General features: G+C 47.3%; 22 protein-coding genes. 10 read left to right on the top strand and 12 right to left on the bottom strand.

Annotation, left to right across the window (positions count from 1 at the left end; translation table 11 throughout):
- Positions 1-17 precede the first annotated feature (17 nt).
- Positions 18-494, top strand: coding sequence for a VOC family protein (locus ACTHMC_RS00185; RefSeq protein ID WP_440409787.1), 477 nt, complete (start codon positions 18-20; stop codon positions 492-494).
- A 146-nt stretch (positions 495-640) separates the two neighbouring features.
- On the opposite strand, the gene ACTHMC_RS00180 is transcribed toward ACTHMC_RS00185, so the two are convergent.
- The 7 genes from ACTHMC_RS00180 to ACTHMC_RS00150 all read right to left on the bottom strand — a co-directional run bounded on the left by ACTHMC_RS00180 (position 641) and on the right by ACTHMC_RS00150 (position 6,632).
- Entirely contained in the window at positions 641-1,270 is a 630-nt protein-coding gene (locus ACTHMC_RS00180) for a hypothetical protein (protein WP_440409785.1), read from the bottom strand.
- Between the two features lie 65 nt (positions 1,271-1,335).
- The gene (locus ACTHMC_RS00175) at positions 1,336-2,649 is read right to left on the bottom strand and encodes an erythromycin esterase family protein (RefSeq protein ID WP_440409783.1); all 1,314 of its coding nucleotides are present in this window, start codon (positions 2,647-2,649) and stop codon (positions 1,336-1,338) included.
- 119 nt (positions 2,650-2,768) lie between these two features.
- Entirely contained in the window at positions 2,769-2,987 is a 219-nt protein-coding gene (locus ACTHMC_RS00170) for a GNAT family N-acetyltransferase (RefSeq protein ID WP_440409781.1), read from the bottom strand.
- Positions 2,988-3,017: 30 nt separating this feature from the next.
- Positions 3,018-5,009, bottom strand: coding sequence for a DPP IV N-terminal domain-containing protein (locus tag ACTHMC_RS00165; RefSeq protein ID WP_440409779.1), 1,992 nt, complete (start codon positions 5,007-5,009; stop codon positions 3,018-3,020).
- Between the two features lie 313 nt (positions 5,010-5,322).
- Positions 5,323-5,463 carry an ester cyclase gene (locus ACTHMC_RS00160; RefSeq protein WP_440409777.1) on the bottom strand — a complete coding sequence of 47 codons (141 nt, stop codon included), beginning with the start codon at positions 5,461-5,463 and terminating at the stop codon, positions 5,323-5,325.
- Between the two features lie 113 nt (positions 5,464-5,576).
- On the bottom strand, positions 5,577-5,975 hold the full coding sequence (locus ACTHMC_RS00155; protein WP_440409775.1) for an iron chaperone: 399 nt from the start codon (positions 5,973-5,975) through the stop codon (positions 5,577-5,579).
- 96 nt (positions 5,976-6,071) lie between these two features.
- Positions 6,072-6,632 carry an AAA family ATPase gene (locus tag ACTHMC_RS00150; RefSeq protein WP_440409773.1) on the bottom strand — a complete coding sequence of 187 codons (561 nt, stop codon included), beginning with the start codon at positions 6,630-6,632 and terminating at the stop codon, positions 6,072-6,074.
- A gap of 268 nt (positions 6,633-6,900) precedes the next feature.
- Between ACTHMC_RS00150 and ACTHMC_RS00145 the strand changes: the two genes are divergently transcribed.
- Entirely contained in the window at positions 6,901-8,262 is a 1,362-nt protein-coding gene (locus tag ACTHMC_RS00145) for a serine hydrolase (protein ID WP_440409771.1), read from the top strand.
- A gap of 66 nt (positions 8,263-8,328) precedes the next feature.
- On the opposite strand, the gene ACTHMC_RS00140 is transcribed toward ACTHMC_RS00145, so the two are convergent.
- From ACTHMC_RS00140 to ACTHMC_RS00125, 4 genes are all read right to left on the bottom strand, one after another.
- The gene (locus ACTHMC_RS00140; protein ID WP_440409769.1) at positions 8,329-9,099 is read right to left on the bottom strand and encodes a type 1 glutamine amidotransferase domain-containing protein; all 771 of its coding nucleotides are present in this window, start codon (positions 9,097-9,099) and stop codon (positions 8,329-8,331) included.
- Positions 9,100-9,188: 89 nt separating this feature from the next.
- Positions 9,189-9,758 (bottom strand): Crp/Fnr family transcriptional regulator, encoded by a 570-nt coding sequence (locus tag ACTHMC_RS00135; RefSeq protein ID WP_440409767.1) that lies wholly within the window; start codon positions 9,756-9,758, stop codon positions 9,189-9,191.
- A 21-nt stretch (positions 9,759-9,779) separates the two neighbouring features.
- Positions 9,780-10,496 carry a LytR/AlgR family response regulator transcription factor gene (locus ACTHMC_RS00130; RefSeq protein WP_440409766.1) on the bottom strand — a complete coding sequence of 239 codons (717 nt, stop codon included), beginning with the start codon at positions 10,494-10,496 and terminating at the stop codon, positions 9,780-9,782.
- Complete coding sequence (locus ACTHMC_RS00125) at positions 10,483-11,544, bottom strand: sensor histidine kinase (protein ID WP_440409765.1); 1,062 nt, start codon at positions 11,542-11,544, stop codon at positions 10,483-10,485. The genes ACTHMC_RS00130 and ACTHMC_RS00125 overlap by 14 nt, the downstream gene beginning before the upstream one ends.
- A 219-nt stretch (positions 11,545-11,763) precedes the next feature.
- Between ACTHMC_RS00125 and ACTHMC_RS00120 the strand changes: the two genes are divergently transcribed.
- The 4 genes from ACTHMC_RS00120 to ACTHMC_RS00105 are packed head-to-tail and all read left to right on the top strand — an operon-like array spanning position 11,764 to position 13,660.
- Complete coding sequence (locus ACTHMC_RS00120; RefSeq protein WP_440409764.1) at positions 11,764-11,964, top strand: hypothetical protein; 201 nt, start codon at positions 11,764-11,766, stop codon at positions 11,962-11,964.
- A gap of 28 nt (positions 11,965-11,992) precedes the next feature.
- Positions 11,993-12,421 carry a DoxX family protein gene (locus ACTHMC_RS00115; protein ID WP_440409763.1) on the top strand — a complete coding sequence of 143 codons (429 nt, stop codon included), beginning with the start codon at positions 11,993-11,995 and terminating at the stop codon, positions 12,419-12,421.
- Position 12,422: 1 nt separating this feature from the next.
- On the top strand, positions 12,423-12,953 hold the full coding sequence (locus tag ACTHMC_RS00110) for a hypothetical protein (RefSeq protein WP_440409761.1): 531 nt from the start codon (positions 12,423-12,425) through the stop codon (positions 12,951-12,953).
- A 17-nt stretch (positions 12,954-12,970) separates the two neighbouring features.
- Positions 12,971-13,660 carry a leucine-rich repeat domain-containing protein gene (locus tag ACTHMC_RS00105; protein ID WP_440409760.1) on the top strand — a complete coding sequence of 230 codons (690 nt, stop codon included), beginning with the start codon at positions 12,971-12,973 and terminating at the stop codon, positions 13,658-13,660.
- Between the two features lie 103 nt (positions 13,661-13,763).
- Here the strand turns inward: ACTHMC_RS00105 and ACTHMC_RS00100 are convergent, their stop codons facing one another.
- Positions 13,764-14,291: a dihydrofolate reductase family protein gene (locus tag ACTHMC_RS00100; protein WP_440409758.1), complete on the bottom strand. Its 528-nt coding sequence runs from the start codon at positions 14,289-14,291 to the stop codon at positions 13,764-13,766.
- Between the two features lie 179 nt (positions 14,292-14,470).
- Between ACTHMC_RS00100 and ACTHMC_RS00095 the strand changes: the two genes are divergently transcribed.
- From ACTHMC_RS00095 to ACTHMC_RS00080, 4 genes are all read left to right on the top strand, one after another.
- Positions 14,471-14,851: a hypothetical protein gene (locus ACTHMC_RS00095; RefSeq protein WP_440409757.1), complete on the top strand. Its 381-nt coding sequence runs from the start codon at positions 14,471-14,473 to the stop codon at positions 14,849-14,851.
- Between the two features lie 123 nt (positions 14,852-14,974).
- Entirely contained in the window at positions 14,975-16,060 is a 1,086-nt protein-coding gene (locus ACTHMC_RS00090) for an efflux RND transporter periplasmic adaptor subunit (protein WP_440409755.1), read from the top strand.
- Positions 16,061-16,081: 21 nt separating this feature from the next.
- Complete coding sequence (locus tag ACTHMC_RS00085; protein ID WP_440409754.1) at positions 16,082-19,249, top strand: efflux RND transporter permease subunit; 3,168 nt, start codon at positions 16,082-16,084, stop codon at positions 19,247-19,249.
- Entirely contained in the window at positions 19,242-20,675 is a 1,434-nt protein-coding gene (locus ACTHMC_RS00080; RefSeq protein WP_440409753.1) for a TolC family protein, read from the top strand. The genes ACTHMC_RS00085 and ACTHMC_RS00080 overlap by 8 nt, the downstream gene beginning before the upstream one ends.
- Positions 20,676-20,753 lie beyond the last annotated feature (78 nt).

The following is a 20,753-nucleotide window of genomic DNA, read 5'->3' as shown; positions in this document are numbered from 1 at the left end:
CTTAAAACACAATGGATATGTCTAAGTTAACAACCATGTTATGTTTCAATGGCAGAGCCGAAGAAGCGGTGAATTTTTACAAGGAAATTTTTCCAGGCGCCACCATCGGAAAGGAAATGCGCGTAGGTGATAACGCTCCTTTTCCTAAAGGAACACTGCTCACTGCCACCATCAATATTTTCGGGCAGGAATTTGTGGCGCTGAACTTTGGCCCACAGGGTAAATTCAACGACAGCATTTCTTTTGTGATAGATGCTGAAACGCAGGAAGACATAGACAGGTACTGGAATGCGCTCACTACCAATGGTGGAGAAGAAAGCATGTGCGGATGGTGTAAAGATAAGTTTGGTCTGAGCTGGCAGGTAACGCCTCCCCGCCTCATTGAACTGATGACCGATAAGGATGCAGCTAAGGCTGGCCGCGTAATGCAGGCGATGATGAAGATGAAAAAGATCGTACTGGCTGACCTGGAAGCAGCCGCAAACGCATCTTAGGAGCACAGCTTTTACTTTTGGTGTGCCCAGTCGCTCGCGTCCCCGCGAATGACTTTTATTCCCTTGCCTCCGGCGATACGCTGTTTGCCAGAGGCAAACCAATAGAAGTAACTCGCCGGAGGCGAGCTACTGGACACTACCAAATATTACGTGATGCTTCTCCTGTACATCCCGATAGAGATAATACTGATCCAAAGGAGGAAACTGAAAAACGTGATCTTCTGCACCAGCGGCAGGTAATATCTCAGGTCAACAATATAATAGAGGTAATTATTCAATCCTACCAGCAAGAGGTTCAGTATCCCGAACCAGAGCAGGATGGTCCATTTCAATTTATACAATCCTGCAAAAGTGCCTGCTATGGCAATAAGCCCGAAGAGGGAAGCGAGGTTGATGATCATATCATGCCATTCGCCGGACATGAACAGGCCGGTGAGCATAGCGGCTGCACCAGATGCCTGAATGAGTATACGAGCGGGTTTCCTAAAACCTGCCTGCACCGGAAAGAAATACCAGAAATAGATGAGGGTGATGGCCAGCACGATCATGGCTATCATGGCAACGGGCCGGCTTTTGTTGGGCAGACCGTTGATGGCGGTTTCACTCAGCAGGTTGCACCAGTAATTCTGGGTCCAGCTGAAGCCGATGCTTTGCGTATCCAGCTGTGATCCGCCGGGATAGCGATACGCAGCTACCAGGTACAATACACAGAAGATGAGAGAGCCGAAGGCGGGGAATAATAAACGATATTGTCTTTCTCCGGGTTGTTGGTCCATATTGGGTGTGATGGAGTTTTACTTCGTCAAGTTACCACAACAATTGCACAGTTCGAAGCAACTGCTTACCGGTCAACGGGAAAATTCTTACGTATAAAAAACAGGCCATCATACACGGAGGGCCATTTACCGGTGGCGGGCATGAAATCGTACAACATACCGGTCTGATGCTGTTGCCACCAGCCATTGCCCGTCCGCAGATCGATGAACGCATAAGCATGACCGGTCCGGTTCAACCTGTCTTCGATACTGCCTGCAGGAGGATTGGGGATAGCGATGAACTGGTTATTGTTGAAATCCTGGTAGCTTCCTTCAGACGAGGTGAAACCGATGGTGTACATTTTTTTTCCGAAATGCTTTTCCACCGTGGTGCCCATGGGTGTGAGGGTTGAAAAGAACTGCTGCGCCTGGTTGCCGGGTGCAAATGCAAGAGAGCCCGTTTGTTTTGCCACATGAACATTGTGCGCCCAAACCATGATCTTCTTTCCGGGGTAGGCATACTCTGAAAGCCAGATCAGGTTGTCCGCCATTTGTTTGTCGCGGTACGACACTTCATTACCCTGGACCATTTCCCAATAACGCAACGCCTGCGATTCAATACTTGCAACCACCCTGTACCAGAAGCCTGGTGACTTGAGCAGGTTAGTTACAGGATCCTTTTCATATTTTGACAACGACTGTTTCAGTGTAGTTAATTTTCCGAAGAAAACCTGTTTCTCTTTTTCCGAAGGCCTGTAGGCCCTTGAGCTGAAAGTGGATACGGATAGTTGTTTGAAGACAGTCCAACTGCTGTCGATAGCGTTTGCATCAAATGTTTTCAGGAAACTTTCAAAATCCTCAAACATCCTGCTTTTGGAATAGGCCCCGGAATGCTGACTTTCAAAACCTGTAACTGTAACAGGGTCATTAGAGGGAAGGATGGATTGCAGCCAGTCAAAAAGTGGCTGCGTTTGTTTACTGGTAGCGTACATATAGAATAAGCTGCCTTTCACTTCTGACTGAAGCTGTCCTCCCTTCTTTGTATTCTCCCAGATGCGCGTAACATCATAGAAGCCGCTCTCAAAGGCCAGTACATCGAAATCCATTTTGTCGTGCAGGAATTTTATAAGCCTGGTGCGCGCCAGGAACGTGCCACCTTCTCCATGGGTTTGCTCTCCCAGCATTACCACGCGGGCATTGCCGATGGCTTTTTGAAGCGGGGCAAGGTCTGCATATTCAGTATCGGCAGGATCAATGGAACGCACTACCGCAATACTGTTTCCTGTAACACGGTTACTGCCTGTTTTGCATTGCGCAAAGCAGCAGGCAATAAGCGGGAAGAACAGGAGTTTCATGAAGGTTGGAACAGGCATAGGAGAGGCTTTAATATTACAGTACATCGTTACATCGTTTTGTAATGTGTTTACTGCTCCGGTTTTTGGATACGCATACTCATGCCGTAAGCATGACGGAAGCCGAACTGGTTGTAGAAGGGAGCCAGGTAGCCTCCGGTGTATAATCACACCAGAGAATTGTGTGGTGCATTTTCCTGCAGCCAGTTCCTGATGGCATTCATCATGGCTGTGCCGATCTGTTTACCCTGCCATTTGGGGGCTACCATCACATCTTGATTGCCCCAGTCCCATTTACAATCGAAGCCTAAAACTTCCGTGTAATAAGTAAGGCTTTTCTCCACATTGCCTGAATATAAAATGGGTATGCTTCTTTGAAAGATCATAAGAAAAAGTTGAGGTATGAAGTTACTGCATCAGGGTTGTAAAAGATACCTGTTGATGAAGATGGCCAGTTCCTTTTTGCTGTGCAACCATTTCTTTCCTGAGAAGCCATGCTTTACACCGGGGTAAAGAATCAATTCGAAATGTTTGCCTAATTCCTGCAGTTTACTGGCAACTTCAAGACTGTTCTGCGGATGCACGTTGTTGTCGCTCAGGCCATGAATAATGCGCAGCATGCCTTTGTACTGGTGTGCATAGGTATTCACTGCTGTTTTCCGGTAGCCTTCTTTATTGTCAGCGGGACTACCCATGTAGCGCTCTGCGTAAGGGGTATCATACAGATACCAGTCGCTGGTGCCATAGTAGGCCACGCCATAATCGAACACACCGGCACCATAGGTAAGCGCCATCATGGTCATATAACCACCGAAGCTGAAGCCGGTGATGCAGAGTTTGCCTGGATGTACCCAGGGCTGTTGTTTCAGCCATCTGCCCACGGCCATAAAATCTTCAGTTTCGTGGATCCCTGTCTGCCGGTAGATATAGTCCATGCCTTTCTTTCCAAAATGCCCGCTGCTGCGGTTGTCCGCCGCTACCTGTATAACACCCTGCTGGGCCCAGTAGGTTTCTGCAAGGCCGGCGTTCCATTCGTCATACACTTTTCCGGCGCCGGGGCCACCATATACTGTCATCAGTACGGGGTATTTTTTGGTGCTGTCGAAATTGGGGGGATAAGTGATGGTGACGGGAAGTTCAAAAAGGCCGTCACTGCTCTTAATGCGCATGAGAGATTTGCGTGGCAGCGTATAAGAGTTGAACAGGCTTCCCTGTGCATTACCCAGGTCTGCCATCTTTTGACCTTTCATATTGAAGACAGCAGTAGCGGTAACGGTGTTAACATTGCTGTAATTGGCCATGAAGTAGCGAAAATCGGGTGAGATGTACACCTTGCTGTAATGGTAGGGCCCCTGGCTGATGCGTTTCATATTCTTTCCATCCAGTTGTACACTGTAAACATCGAGGCGCGCAGAATTTTCCTTGCGCGCTGCAAAGTAGAGTACATGATTCTTTTCATCGAGCCGGAGATAGTTGGCTGTGCTGTAATCCCCGCTGGTGATAGCATTCAGTGCTGTGCCATCCGCGCGGTAGAGATAGTAATGGCGGAACCCTGTTCTCTCCGAGGCAAGGATGAAATGCCTGCCACTATCGATATAAGTGATGTCTGCGCAATTGTTGATATCGAGCCAGGTGGAGGAGTGCTCTTCGTAGATCTGCTTTTTTGCTCCATTGTCAGGGTTCACTTCAAACACCTTCACTTCCTGTTGTTGCCTTGGCATCCATTTTAGCAACAATTTGTTGGTGGGGGTAAAAGACAGCCTTCCGAAATACTGATCTGCATCCGGGAAATCCGCCCATACCAGTTTACCTGTGGGGATATGGATAATGCCGATCTTTACACGTGGATTGGTATTACCAGGCATTGGGTAACGTTGCGTTTCGATCCGGCCATATTGCCCTTCAGGAATATACATGGAATATACAGGTACATTGCTTTCATCAAAGCGCATGAAGGCCAGGTACTGGCTGTTAGGGCTCCATCGCAGGGTGTTGGGGCCCGTGATCTCTTCTTTATATACAAAACTGGCAATGCCGTTGAGAGTGGAGTCGTTACCATCTGTGGTCAGCCGTCTGGTTTGCTGAGTATGCAGATCTTTCAGGAAGATATCATTGTTGGAAAGATAGGCAATGAATTTTCCGTCAGGACTGCTTATAGGCATGTCTGTTGTTTTCCAGGGTAATGCTGCCCTGGCAGGAGATCTCAGCTTGTATTCAGATACTTTTCGGGTTGCGGGATCAAACATGAGTATTTTCTGATCCCGGTCCTCGAAGATCAACTGGTTTTGCAATCCCCAGCGCAGAAAGGTTGGCAGCTTTGCCGTAAGGGTAGATTCGTCGCCTTCGTACGCATCATGGAAGCTGAGTGTTCGCTGGGCGGAGACAGGGTATGCAATGAATAAGAACAAGATGCAACTGGTGAAATAGAGGATAACTGATAAAAATAAGTTACGTTGCCCTGCCTGTTGCATGCGATTGTTATTTAGTTATTGCGCCTGTTGAAATTGATCTGCACAAAGCTTTTAAATTCATTCACAGCAGCAGCTGGAACAATGAACCTGTTGATAAAGATAACTTTTTTAGGGGTAGCCTTTCTCTGTTAGGCAAGAAGATCGGCCGGCAGGATATTGAGTTGTTGCAGGAAATCCACCCAGTCTGTGATGATAGCGGAGCTGACTATTTTTCCATTGCTCAATGTATAGATACCCATGCCTCCGCTTACTACAGCTTACCAGTGGCGGGAATATTATTGAAGTTGTGCTGGTGACTGGCCGAGATGGTCCAGCGGAAAAATACCTTTTTGTCCTCAGCTATCAGTTCCTGCAGGTTCCACTGAATGTCCGGAAATGCCTGCCGAGGCATGCCAGGCTGATGGCGATCCCAGGAAACTGACAAGCTACATGATCAAATGTTGCATGAGGGCCCGGCTATGAGCTGTACGGCCTGATTGTTTTCTGAATGATCACCAGGGGATTTTACTTTTTAGCAGCTGCTTTCTTCTTTTCAGCTTTGATCTTCGCCAACGCTTCATTCTCTTTTACCCGGTATTTCACGATCCGGCTGATCAGTTTTGCGGGCAAAGGCTCGTCATAAGGGAAATGAATGGATCCCTTGGTCCTGTTATACTTCGACAGTTCCTTTTCAAAGTCTTCCAGTTTGGCGGCGCTGGGGTACAGGCCGAGATGCGCCTTATTGGCCGCAAAATAGACCAGCATGCCATGTAGCTTATAACCCGGCATATTGTAACTGATCATCTCCTCCGCCTGGGGAGCGGCTTCCCGGATGATGGCCCTGATGTGCTCCAGTTGTGTTTTAAAGTCCGGAAATGCTTTGATGTATTCATCCACTGATTTGAATTTCCTGGAATTTTGCATAGTGATGATGTTGAGTGAATGTATGCTGCAATTTACCGGATAGACGGGATTAATGACCTGTGCACTTACGTCAAATTCCGGGCGTTTAGCGTCAGCTCAGAACACTTCGCTGAGTTGGTCAAGTATGAAGTTGACCCGGTCGGCAACGGACAGCCTTGGAATCTCTACCAGGTCATAACCATAACGGCTGTACACCGCCTGCATCATTTCATACGTTTTGACGGCTTCTTCAAAATCCTGTTTTCTTTCCCTGTCATTTTCATAGATCTCCTGCCAGGGCGGAGTGATGAAAACGGATTGGTGGTAGCGGTTGTTCCTGGCTGCCTCGATCATTTCATAAGGAACAGGCAGGCCGTTCAACTCCAGGTAGCCGATCACATCCGGACTGCCCCTGTCGAAAAACACAGGCGCCGATTCAGTAATGAGCCGGAAATAATCTTCCAGTGAACTGTTGAACATCAGTTTGGCGAATGCAGCCGGATTGCTCCAGGGAAGCGCATCCCCGCCTTCTGCTGTTTGCTGCCGGATGATGGCCCTTCCTGATTCAGGCACACAGTGATAACCCAGCTCAGACAAATGATGCACGATGGCAGTTTTGCCCATGCCCGGCCCGCCGGTAATGATGGTGTAATTGGTCTTGATAATTGGTGATGTCATTCAATGACGGATTAAAATAATACGGGAGTCCGGGGAAGCCTTTGAGTGGCAATGATGCGGATCAAATATAAATTTTTATTTTTAGCTGTATGTAATTGGCATTTGATAGCAGATATTGTACAGCCGGTAAGCTGTTTCTTTGTAAAGCGGCCAACAATCTGCATATTTGAGCATCAATCAGTGTAAAATTTCAGGTATGAACCTTCGATCCTTTCTCGTTTTGCCCCTTCTGGCCATCTCTATTTCAAGTGCAGCACAACGCACGGTCATGCAAAGAACCGACTCCATTGCCGTGCTGGTGAAACAGTACTTGAATGCGAAGGATGTGGACAGGTTATATGATCTTACTGCTTCTTCATTCAGGTCGGCCATTACAAAAGACAATTTCAGGAATGTTACTGAAAAAAATCTCTTTCCTCTCGGCGAACTGAAGGAGCTCACTTATGAGCGATCAACTCAAAACGCGCTCATTTATAAAGCAGAATTTGCTTCTGTTCCGCTCACTGTAGGGATTGGACTGGAAGCTGATGATAAGGTGGGAGCCTTCTTCTTTCAATCCTATGTTGCGCCGGCAAAGCCGAAAGATATAACTAAGATAGCGTCCAATAACCCGCTGAAAACTGAGCTTGATAAAGAAGTGGATTCAATTGCCATGACTTATATTTCCACTGCCGGCACTGTTGGTATGAGCATTGGTGTGCTGAAAGACGGAAAAGAATATTTCTACGACTACGGCGAAGCCAGCAAAACCTTACATGAAATTCCGGATGCCAATACAATTTTTGAGCTGGGCTCCATTACCAAGACTTTTACGGCAACCATCGTAGCGTGTGCTATTGGTGAGAAGAAAATAAAACTGGATGACCCGGTGAATAAATATCTTCCTGATTCCATTCCTCCATTACAGTTCAATAACAGGATGGTCACTTTTAAAGACCTGCTCAATCATACGGCTGCTTTCCCAAGGATGCCATCGGATTATCAGGATGAAAAGATGGATGAAAATGGAATTACCATTTATCCGGTTGATAAATTCTTCTCTTTCCTCAAAAACCTGAAACTCACCAGGGAGCCGGGTTTAAAGCATGAGTATTCAAATGCTGGCTTTTCACTTGCCAGTACTATCATGCAGAGAATGTATAACATGAGTTACGAAGAGCTGGTGAACAAATTCATTGCACAGCCGCTGGGCATGAGGGATACCAGGGTGTGGATCCGTCCACAGGATTCTGCACATTATGCAAAGGGGTACAGGGAAGACGGCTCTCTTCATTTTTACCGGAACCTTCCACCATTTTATCAGGGCGCAGGCGGGCTTCGTTCCACTGCCTCGGATATGTTGAAGTATGCAGCTGCACAATGGGGAACCTCAGATAAAAAACTGAACAAAGCCATTCGGCTTACACATGATACTACTTTCAGGGATAACAAATTCAGTCTGGGAATGGCCTGGATCTATGTGAAGAATGGAGACCGCCAGATGATGTTCCATAATGGTGCTACAGGAGGATTCCGCTCTTATCTGGGCGTTGACCCTGAAAAGAAAGTGGCTGTGATCATATTGGTGAATGCCGCCGTAGGCGTGGACCAACAGGGTAGTACAATGATGCGTTATCTTACAAAAGACTAATAAAGCTCAATAAAAAAAACGGCAGGTGACCAAACCTGCCGGTATACATCTGTATTGAACCACTTACTATTTTAATTCTTTCAAGATCGCTTCGCCTACACCCTTTGCTGATTGCGGGTTCTGGCCGGTCACTACTCGCTGGTCAACGGTAACATGTGGTTGCCAGAGCCCTGATTTTTCAAACTTCGCACCGCGCTCAATGAGCTTGCTTTCCAGCATGAAGGGAACTACTTTCTCCAGCTTAACGGCTGTTTCTTCTTCATTGGTAAAGGCATTGATCTTTTTGCCGTCTACCAGGTATTTGCCATTCGCGACTTTGATATTCACCAATCCTGCCGGACCGTGGCACACAGCCCCTACAATACCATTATTGCTGTAGATCTTTGAAGCGATTGCAGCCAGTTCCTGGTTATCTGCCAGATCCCACATAGCGCCATGACCGCCTGCGTAATAAATGGCCATATATTTTGATGGATCCACTTCGGAAGGCTTCATGGTATTCTCCACCTTGTTGCGCCAGGTTGGATCTTCCCAGAATTTTTTGTTCACGGGGTCATTGAGATCAAAGCCGTCAACCGGTGCTTTGCCTCCTTTAGGGCTGACGAAATCAATGTCATAACCTGCTTCATGTAAAACCTCCCAGGGATGTGTTACTTCTCCCAGGTAGAATCCTGTTGGTTCGCCGGTACTTCCTTTCTTGTCGTGGCTCGTAACAACGAACAGAATTTTCTTACTCATGGTATTTGAATTTTGAGTTTGCGCAGTTAAGCCCAGGCTCAGCAGCGTCAGCAATAATATTGCCGCCACACCAGCCAGTATTGTAGATGTCTTTTTCATGTTGATGAATTACACTGCAAATTTCGGACGAGGGACATGGGTGGCCAATGAGTAAGGTCACTAATTTTCTGTGATGTATATCACAGGTATCAGTCGGAGAGGCGGCTGAGGGTTTCGCGGGAAACGCCGAGGTAAGAAGCGATCAGGGTTTTGGAGAGGCGCTGGCTGAGGCCGGGATAGACTTGAAGGAACTGTTCATAACGCTCTTTTGCATTCTTATTTAACATACTCAGGATGCGGCGTTGCTGCGCAAGAAAACCACCGTTGAGTTTTTTGCGGAAGAAATGCTCCAGCTTGTGGAACTGGCTGCAGAGACGTTCACGGTTTTCGAAACTGATGCTGAGCACTTCACTGGCTTCCAGGCAACTGATGTTCACAACAGCAGGACCGGAAACGCTGCAAGCCTGGTAATCCGCTACCCACCAGTCCTCCGGGGCAAACTGCAGAATATGTTCCTGCCCGTCGTCACTGGTGTGGTATACTTTGAGCAGACCGGAGATCACAAAATTATCGAAATGAGCATGGGCAGCATCTCCTTCCTGCACCAGGAACTGGTGTTTCTTCAGTTTGCGGGTTTTGAAATGGGAGATAAACGTCCCGAACTCTTCATCCGTAAGGGGAACGATCTTTTCTATATGCTGGCGGAGGACATGTCTCATGATGAACGAAGCTACAAAAAATCATCCCTCCGACAAGAGCTGCTGTACCAGCTCCCGGTAACTTCTGCCAATGGGTAAGGTTTTGCCATTGATCTCTACTGAAACAGATGTGAATGCCTTGATCTTTTCCATTCCAACAATAAAGGATCGATGGATACGCAGGAATTTATCTTTCTGCAATTGCGCTTCCATCTCAGTCAGGGAAAATTTGGTTATGAAAGACTGATCGGCTGTAACGATGCTGATATATTCTTTCTTGCTTTCGATATAGAGGATGTCTTTGAGATAGACCTTTATCTTTTTCTTGTTCACGTTGATCAGGAGATGTGCCTGGTCTGAAAGTGCAGGAAGAGCAGCGGGTGTTGCAATTGGTTGCGGCTGAACATGGTTCCTGAGTTTGTTCACTGCTGTAAGAAACCGGTTGAAATGAATGGGCTTCAGCAGGTAATCCACTACATTCAACTCATAACCGTCAATGGCATAATCCCGGTAGGCAGTGGTAACAATAACCTGTGGCGGGTTCTTCAGCGTCCGGAGAAAATCGAGCCCTTTTATTTTCGGAAGATGGATATCGAGGAAGATCACATCTATCTTTTCTTTCTGTAAGATGTGCATGGCATAAATGCCGTCCCGGCAACTGTGCTGGCATTCCAGGAAGGGGATCTGTGAGATGTAGTCCTGCAGCACTTCTGCAGCCAGTGGCTCGTCTTCGATGATCAGGCAGTTAAATTTTTCCATAGCTGTTTAGGTTTACTGAAAGATCTACATTGAATACATTATCTGAAGTGTTGATCACCAGTTGCTGTTCTCTGTACATCAGCTCCAGTTGTCTGGTTGTATGGTTCAGCCCGATGCTGCGGGTAGCTGTTCCGTTCATCTGTTTCTCGAAACTGTTGGAGATCCTGAAACTGAGCTGACCGTCTTTTACCATGAGATCGATATGAATGAAACTATCGAAATGGTTTTCACTGGCCCCATGCTTGAAAGCGTTTTCAACCAGTGGCAGCAGGATCAGTGGTGCAATGTTTTGTCCTGGCTCTTCGATCTGCTTATTGAATACCACAGATAGCTCATCCGTGAACCTGATCTGTTGCAAAGAAATATAATCTTCCAGGAATTTGATCTCTTTCTCAAGCGGGATGGTATCTGCCCCGGATTCATACAACATGAAACTGAGCAGTTCCGACAGTTTCAGTACAACATCGGGAGCCTGATCGCTTTTCTTCCTGGTGAGTGCATAGATATTGTTCAGGGTGTTGAAAAGAAAGTGCGGGTTGAGTTGGCTTTTCAGTAATCTGAGTTCTGTGGTCAGCTTTTCTTTCAGCAATTCTTTTTCTCTTTCCTTGGCTTCCACCTGCGTGGCTACCAGTCGGAAAGCTACCAGGATCCCGGCGGGAAATGCCAGTTCAACCATCAGGCTAATGAATTTTTGTGCATCGAAGAAGGCTCCTGGAGTTACAATGCCCTCGTAAACGTAAGGCAGAATCAATTGCTGGGCAAGTATAATGAAGGAGAAAATGGCGGCAATATAAGGAACCAGGATCATGAGCGTATTCATGAAAACTGCAGCACTGTTCTTAACAATCCTGGGTAAGGCGATATAGGCAATATAATAGGCAAAGGCCATATTGGATAGCCCATACAGGAAAGATGCGATCACTGATTTTCCGAATACCTTGGTGAATGACCACTCCTTAGTGAAATTAAGTATCCACATGAATTCTCCATAATCCAGCAGCGCCCAGTATCCAAGCCAGAACAAAATATGTGGGAGGACTCGCTTCATGGCCTCAAAAATCGGCAAAACAGCAGTTCTGCCCAAATAGCTCCGTGAACGGCATAAAAACTATCATAGCGGTATGCTAACTGCCAACGAATGCTGAATAAAAATGACCAGCAACCGGAAAGTATCAACAGAAGCTTCGGAAGGCTGTTTGTACAGCTCATTTGGCCAGTTGAATGCTTTATAGTTTTGAGTTGCATCCTAAAGCCCAAATCAAAAGCCATGAAGAAATTTAGCCCATTCCTTTTTTTGATCTTGATGCTGGCAGTACAACCCGCAATCAGTTCCGGTAACCTGGAACCTTCAGGCATGCAGGCTGTCATATTCAAAACACCGGAAGCAAAAAAGGAACCAGTTGGATCAAAATATCCGGAACCCAGGTCCGGCGCCGTGCTTGCCCGGATCCTCGTGCCGGATATATAGATATTCTGTAACCATTCAAACTACAGTTATGAAACGATTTCCTTTCCTCACGTTGAAACAGCGTCTGCTGATATTGCGGATCAGTGTGGCTGCCATCTTTCTGGCTCATGCGGTGGTAAGGATATTGCTTCCCGGTTCAATAGACCAGTTTGCCGGTTACCTCAACAATAAAGGACTGGTTTATGGAAAGGCGATCGTTTGGGCCATTACGGTATTTGAGCTGGGAGGAGGAGCCGCTCTCGCCCTTGGTTATTGCAAACGACTGATGGCAGCGGGTTTCATCATATTATTACTGGCAGGTATTCTGCTGATCCATGCGCAGAGAGGATGGTTTACAGGAGAGCATGGCAGCGGTGGTTGCGAATATAGCTTTGTTCTCATCATTGCATTGCTGGTAGTAGCAGCAAGCGAACAGGACCATGGAGTTATTCTCAACAAATACATAAAAACTGACTGACATGTTGTTATTAAAGAAGCACCTTTTCTTAGTCCTGCTGATCGCCTGGGGTACTGAAAAAGTCATCGCACAGAAGCCACTTGAGTATATGTTTCCGAAAAAGGAATTCAATATCAGGCAGGCAACGGAAATGCTGAACGATGGTACCGCTGAGATCAAAGGCGTTGCCTATTATGAAGACAGAACGCCCCTCGGGATCAAGGTAGGCGAAACCATTTATGCGCGCCTGGGTATTGTAGTTACCCTGCTGCCGCTTACTGAGTATATGGAAGAATATACTCAGCTTAAGAAAAAGAACAAGCCCGGGAAGAAAGTGGCAGCCATCTCTTCGCTTGCCTGGTGTTACCGGATTGAATCGAAAGTGTACTCAAACACAGGCGACTTCGTATTCAAAGGGCTGCGCCCCGGCAAGTACTACCTCGAATCCATGGTGCATTTCCCATCAGGGGCCACTGCCAAAGACGTGGAAGCAATTGTGGAGATTACAAAAGACGGAGAGTCGCTCAATGTAAAACTTAAACATATCTTCTAACGATCAACAGTCAACCCATGAAAATAATACTGACCGTTTCTGTCCTGTTGATGCAGATAATCGCCACTGCACAGGTGGTGAGGATCCCGGATCATAATTTCAAGCAAAGACTGATAGCTCTGGGAATCGATACCAATGATGACAACCAGATCCAGGTTTCAGAAGCACAAAAAGTAACACAGCTTTATGTGAATGACCTTGGCATCGTTAACCTGGAAGGGATCAACAGTTTTACCAACCTGGAAGAGTTTGGTTGTTACAATAATAAATTACAATCACTGGACCTGTCCAAATGCAAGAAACTGCGCATGCTCTATGCCGGTAATAACAGGATTACCAATCTAAATATTGCCGGGCTTACCAAACTGGAAGAGCTGTTCGTTGAAAACAACTACCTGCTTGCAAACCTAGATATCTCCGGTCTCACGGCATTGAAGAAAGTGAAGTTGATGAAAAATAAAATCGGCAAACTGGATGTGAGTGCATTGAAGGAGCTGGAAGAACTGGAAATACAAGACAATAATATCGAGAAGGCGGTAGTGCGGGGGGCGGCGAAGCTGAAGCTGCTTAACCTGGAGAATAATCCGATCAAAGTTACGGTTGATATCCGTGGATTGACCGAACTGGAATATTGCAATTTTCTGGGTTGCAATTTACTGTTCATCAATTTCAGCGGCACAGTCAAGCTCAGGAAATGTGACTGGTGAGTTTAGAAAAATCGGGGGTCTGTTTCAGGTAACAGACCCCTATTCTGGTTCCGCAGTCCGGGGGTGATTCCGGCTGCGGTTTTTTTTAGAAGTTGAAGATTGATTACCTGCTGCGTTTATAATGGATCTGTACAAGACCTGTTTCGAATGATTTTGCACTCTCAAGTTGAAGTACCTGTTCAGGTCTGCTATCGGGGAACAATCTTACTCCATCTCCCAGCAGAACAGGGATAAGGGAGAGGGTGAGCTCATCTACGAGATCGTGTTGCAATAACTGGTTAACGATGCTGGCGCCGCCATCGCAGAAGATGTTCTTTTCTGAATCTTCATTTTTGAGACTTTCCACCAATTCTTTGAGTGAGCCTGAATGGAACGTCACATTTCCTTCCGCAGGTTTTTCCTGGTGTGTAATAACGAACGTTCTTTTTTTCCCGTAGTGCCCGGGAACGTTTTTCGTGACCCAATCGTAGGTGGTCCTGCCCAGGATGATGGTGTCGATGGTTTGGATGAATGCTGCATAACCATAATCTTCCCCTTCTTTTTCCACCCGTTTCAGGAATGATAAGTCGTCATTGGGTTGCGCGATATAACCGTCTACGCTGCTGGCGATGTATACAACTAGTTTTCTCATATAATAAGACTGCTTTTGCGGGCGTTCAGGATAAGGATAGGGGGCGTTTCATTATGTTAGGTATCATGAGGTTAAAGGCCCTTAACGGCTTATTAACCATAAGATAAATGCAAGGGCTGCAATTTAACATAGAAAGTTCTGAATTTTGTGAAGCTGAACATTTATGTTCTGAAATCTCAATGAAAGGCGCATTATTCTTCATAATTCTTTTGGCCCTGCTGATCCGCGGGTTCGACCAATTGCAGGATGGCAAGCTGGTGCATACCACCTGCTACCTGGCTGCGCAGGAAATGAAGAAGTCACAACGGGCTAAACCTTTCGATCAACCTTCAGTCAATAAATTCAGTGATCAGGAACATACAGTTTTTGTAGATGTGGAAGAGCCTGAAGAAAATAGCCACGAAGAATTTGCCAGACGTTATAAATTACTGACCAGAGATATCCCTTTCTATTCTGATGTCTTCTATCTGAACTCCCTCTACGGTTGCTTTCTGGATCAATTACCGGTTCGCAGTTATCTCAGTTGTAAGTATATCACGCAACGGACCCTGCGTATCTGATCCATTTAAACATTTTAATTATTTCAGATAACTGAAGTACGCTTTCACTCCGGTGCGGGCGCATGCTGATGTTGTCTTATCCTTTAACCCCAGGATATTCACCGCTCAATTTCATTTTATCTCATGAACAAGATCATTGTATTCGCTGGTTTGCTTGGCCTGCTGTATGGCAGTACAGGCTGTGAAACCAAAGCAGAAGAAAAAGAAGAAGCCAACAGGTTCATCGTTACCACGCCGGTAAGGATCGATACCTCCTTTACCAAAGAGTATGTATCACAGATTCGTTCCGTGAGAAACATCGAGATCAGGGCCCAGGAAAAGGGTTTCCTGCAAGACATTTATGTAGACGAAGGTCAGTTTGTAAAAGCCGGGCAACTGCTGTTCCGCATCATGCCCAAGCTCTATGAAGCCGAACTGCTGAAAGCAGAGGCCGAAGCAAAAGCCGCGGAGATAGAATTGCAGAATGCAAAAGCACTGGTAGAAAAGAACATCGTCTCAAAAAACGAACAGGCAGTAGCGCAAGCCAAATACGATCAGGCTAAAGCTGAGATGGCGCTTGCCAAACTGCATCTTTCCTTCACGGAAATCAAAGCTCCTTTCGATGGCATTATCGACCGCCTCCCTAAAAAACTGGGAAGCCTTATTGACGAAGGAGAACTGCTGACAAGCCTTTCAGACAATGCGCAGATGTTTGCTTATTTCAACGTTTCCGAGCCGGAGTACCTGGAATACCAGACCAACGCAAAGAACCGCGCCACCACACAGGTGAACCTTCTGCTGGCCAACAGCAAAATATTGCCCTTCCCCGGAAAGGTAGAAGTAATAGAAGGTGAGTTTGATAACGAAACCGGCAATATCGCTTTCAGGGCCAGGTTCCCGAACCCCGACAAACTTCTCAAAAATGGCGAAACAGGTAAAGTAATGATGGTGATGCCACTCAAGAATGCACTCATCATTCCGCAAAAAGCTACCTACGAGATCCAGGACAAGAAGTATGTGTATGTGATCGATAAGAACAATGCGGTGAAATCCAGGCTCATCACTATTGGTGCAGAAATGCCCGATCTCTATGTGGTGACCGATGGTTTGGCCGATGGTGAAAAGATCCTGCTCGAAGGCGTTCAGAAAGTGAAGGAAGATGATAAGATCGTTTTCGAAACTGAAGACCCACACGAAGTGATAACACACCTGAAATTAAAAGCGGAATAGTTCAATCTAATTAGCAGCTCAATGTTTAATAAGTTTATACAGCGGCCGGTATTATCTATCGTGATATCGCTCATCATCGTGTTCCTTGGAGTTCTGGCCATTACCGGATTGCCTGTAACGCAGTTCCCGTCTATCTCTCCTCCCAAGGTGAATGTTACGGCGGCCTATCCTGGTGCCAATGGGGAACTGATGATCAAATCAGTGATCATCCCGCTGGAGCGTGCCATTAATGGTGTGCCCGGCATGAAATACATGACATCCGATGCAGGTAATGACGGTGAAGCCACCATCCAGGTGATCTTCAATCTGGGTACCGATCCCAATCAGGCATCTCTCAACGTTCAGAACAGGGTGGCGTCAGTAGTGAATAAGTTACCGCCACTGGTAGTACGCGAAGGTGTGAAGATCACCCGTGAGGAATCGAACATGCTCATGTACATCAATGTATTCAGTACCGATAAAAATGACGATCAGAAGTTCCTTTTCAACTTCGCGGACATCAACCTGCTGGCAGAGTTGAAACGTGTGGATGGTGTGGGTTATGCTGATATCCTGGGTAACCGGGAATACGCCATGCGTATCTGGCTCAAGCCTGACCGCATGCTGGCCTACAAGATCTCTGCCGATGAAGTGATGAAGTCATTGAGTGACCAGAGCCTTGAAGCTTCTCCCGGTAAAACAGGGGAGAGCTCCGGTAAACGGTCGCAGTCCTTTGAATACGTATTGAAATATTCAGGAAGGTTCAATACAAAAGAGCAATATGAAAATGTGGTGCTGCGCTCAAGTCCCAACGGAGAACTGCTGCGTTTGAAAGATGTGGCGGATGTTGAGTTCGGAAGTTCCATGTATGATATCTATTCAAACCTCAATGGCAAACCTTCAGCAGCCATCGTGCTTAAACAATCCTACGGCAGTAATGCCAGCCAGGTGATCAAGGCAGTGAAAGAAAAGATGAAGGAGATCAAAGCCAGTTCATTCCCCAAAGGAATGGATTACGAGATCAGTTATGATGTATCGAAATTCCTGGATGCCAGTATCGATAAAGTGATCCACACGCTCGTGGAAGCCTTTATACTGGTGGGTTTGGTAGTATTCCTCTTCCTGGGCGACTGGCGCTCCACCATCATCCCGGCCATGGCGGTACCGGTTTCTCTGGTAGGAACTTTTGCCTTCATGCAGTTCTTTGGCATCACGCTTAACCTGATCACGCTCTTTGCGCTTGTGCTGGCCATCGGTGTAGTGGTGGATGATGCGATAGTTGTGATAGAAGCTGTCCATGCCAAGATGGAAGAAGAACATATCGGACCATTGAAGGCAACCAAAAAAGCCATGCATGAAATCGCGGGCGCCATTGTGGCTATCACGTTCATCATGGCGGCGGTGTTCATTCCTGTTGCATTCATGTCAGGCCCCGTTGGTTTGTTCTATCGACAGTTCTCCATTACCATGGCAACGGCCATCATCCTCTCGGGTGTAGTGGCGCTGACGCTGACGCCTGCCCTGTGCGCGATGATCCTGAAGAACAACCATGGTAAACCTAAAAAGAAATCCATCGTTGATAAATTCATCGGCGGTTTCAATAATCAGTTCAATCGGACGCAGAATAAGTACATGAAGATGCTGGGTAGCATCGTCAACAGGCGGCTTGTTACCTTCCTGCTACTGGCAGCATTCTGTGCCGGTACCTGGTTCCTGAGCGGCAAAGTGCCTTCTGGCTTTATACCGAATGAGGACCAGGGCATGTTCTATGCTATCATTCAAACGCCTCCGGGCTCTTCTCTTGAAAGAACGAATGAGATCGCTGAACGTCTGCAGAAGATCGCTGAAACAGTGGATGGTGTTCAATCCGTATCTGCACTGGCGGGGTATGAGATCCTGACGGAAGGTACTGGCGCCAACTCCGGTACCTGTCTGATCAACCTGAAGAGCTGGGAGGAGCGCAAGCATTCCGTGCAGGAGATCATTCATGAACTGGAAGAGAAATCAAAGGATATCGCCGGTGCGAATATCGAATACTTCCAGCCACCGGCTGTACCAGGATATGGCGCGGCGGGCGGCTTTGAGCTTCGTCTGCTGGACAAGGCCGGATCTGGTGATTACAAGAAAATGGAAGCGGTAAGTAATGATTTTGTGAAGGCACTGGAAAAAAGACCTGAGCTCTCCTCCGTGTTCAGTTTCTACAGCGCCAGCTTTCCGCAGTATATGCTGAAAGTGGACAATGATATTGCACAACAGAAAGGTGTGAGCATCGAGAATGCGATGAATACCCTGTCAACACTGGTGGGTAGTAACTACGAGATCAGCTTTATCGAGTATGGCCGTCAGTATAAAGTGATAGTGCAGGCATCGCCGCAATACCGGGCTTTGCCGGAGGATATCCTGAAATTATACGTAAAGAATGATAAAGAAGAAATGGTTCCTTTCTCTGCTTTCATGAAGATGGAAAAAGTGTATGGACTGTCTGAGATCACCCGGCACAATATGTACAATGCTTCCGAGATCAGCGGGTCTGCGGCGCCGGGTTATAGTAGCGGTACCGCCATTAAAGTGATCAATGATGTGGCCGCCAAAACATTGCCACGTGGCTTTGGTATAGACTGGGCAGGCATTTCAAAGGATGAGGTGGCGCAGGGCAACCAGGCCGTCTACATCTTCCTGATCTGTCTTGGTTTCGTATACCTGATCCTGGCCGCGCAGTATGAGAGCTTCATCCTGCCATTATCTGTGATCCTTTCATTGCCTGCAGGCATTTTCGGAGCATTCCTGTTGCTGAAGTTGACAGGACTTGAGAATAATATCTACGCGCAGGTGGCGATGGTAATGCTGATCGGCCTGTTGGGCAAGAATGCGGTGCTGATCGTTGAGTTTGCGGCGCAGCGCCACCGTGCGGGAGCTACTATATTGCAGGCCGCTATGGAAGGATCCAAAGCCAGGTTCCGCCCCATTCTCATGACCAGCTTTGCATTCATCGCTGGCCTGATACCGTTAGTATTTGCATCAGGCCCGGGTAAGATCGGCAACAGAACGATCGGTACGGCCGCGGCTGGTGGTATGTTGTTCGGTACCGTGTTTGGCGTGCTCATCATTCCGGGGCTTTATTACATTTTTGGAACGATTGCCGCCAGGCGCAAGCTGGTGCGCGAGGAAGAAGAAAATCCCTTAACAGAAGAAATTGATAATAATGTTTAAAATCAGGATACAATATAGCTGGGCCTTGCTGGGACTATTCCTTGCCTTCGCCGGCTGTAAGGCTCCGGCCGTTACGGCCAGGGCGGAGAACAGATCGGTGCCGGAATCTTACGGCACCGGCAGCGATACCAGCAATGCAGGCGCATTGCCCTGGAAGAATTATTTCAATGATCCTGACCTGGTGAAGCTGATTGATACGGCACTGAAGAATAACCAGGAATTGGCCATCACCTTGCAGGAAATAGAGATCGCGAGAAATGATGTTCGTGTGAAGCAGGGATTGCTGCTGCCTTCCGTGGCAGCGCGTGCAGGCGCCGGTGTGGAGAAAGTGGGAAGGTATACCAGCCAGGGGGCGGGCGATGCCAGTACAGAGATTGAGCCGGGCAAGGAAGTGCCGGACCCATTGACGGACCTCAGTGTGGGGCTTTATGCCAACTGGGAAGTGGATATCTGGCATAAGTTGCGTAATAGCAAGAAGGCGGCGATCGACAGGTATCTTTCTACAGTGGAAGGAAAGAATTTTGTGCTCACCAACCTGATTGCCGAGGTGGCCAACTCTTACTACGAGCTGGTGTCGCTGGATAATCAACTGACCATTGTGAAGCAGAATATCGAATTGCAGCAGCATGCGTTGGAAGTGGTGAAGATCCAGAAGGAAGCATCGCGGGCAACCGAACTGGCCGTGCAGAAATTTGAAGCGGAGGTATTGAAATCCCAGAGCCTGGAGTTCGGGATCCTGCAGCAGATCAAAGAAACGGAGAACCGCCTGAACTTCCTGCTGGGAAGATATCCCCAGCCAATCATCAGAAATCAGGTGAATTTCGCCTCATTGGTGCCGGCAGTGGTGAGCTCCGGTATGCCGAGCCAGTTATTGTCTAACAGGCCTGATATCAAGCAGGCGGAGCTAGACCTGGAAGCGGCGAAACTGGATGTTAAAGTAGCGCGCGCGGAATTCTACCCTAGCCTTGAAATATCCGCGGGTATCGGGTTTCAGGCTTTCAAACCGGCTTACCTCTTAAAGACACCCGAGAGCCTGTTGTATAACCTGGCAGGAGATCTGGCGGCGCCACTGATCAACAGGAATGCATTGAAGGCAGAGTTCAACAGCGCCAATGCAAAACAATTGCAGGCGATTTACAATTATGAAAGAACGGTGCTGAATGCATACCTGGAAGTGAGCAATCAGCTTTCCAATATCAGCAACCTGGAAAAAAGCTATTCACTGAAATCAAAACAGGTGGATGCGCTCACGAAGTCCATCGATATCTCCAATGATCTTTTCCGCAATGCGAGGGCAGATTACCTGGAAGTGCTGATGACGCAGCGTGATGCGCTGGAAGCGAAACTGGAACTGATAGAAACGAAGAAACAGCAGTTGAGTGCAGTGGTGAATGTGTACAGAGACCTGGGAGGTGGTTGGAGATGATCTTCGTTTTTGTTTGAGTAAGAGCGGAGCCGGCCCGGAGGGGCCGGCTCATTTTTTACTGGTCTGTCAGCAGCTAAT

Origin of the sequence: Pseudobacter sp. (assembly GCF_051955275.1) — a bacterium.
Taxonomy (GTDB): Bacteria; Bacteroidota; Bacteroidia; order Chitinophagales; family Chitinophagaceae; genus Pseudobacter.
Note: the sequence above shows the minus strand (reverse complement) of the source record. Positions and strands in the feature narration are given on the sequence as shown.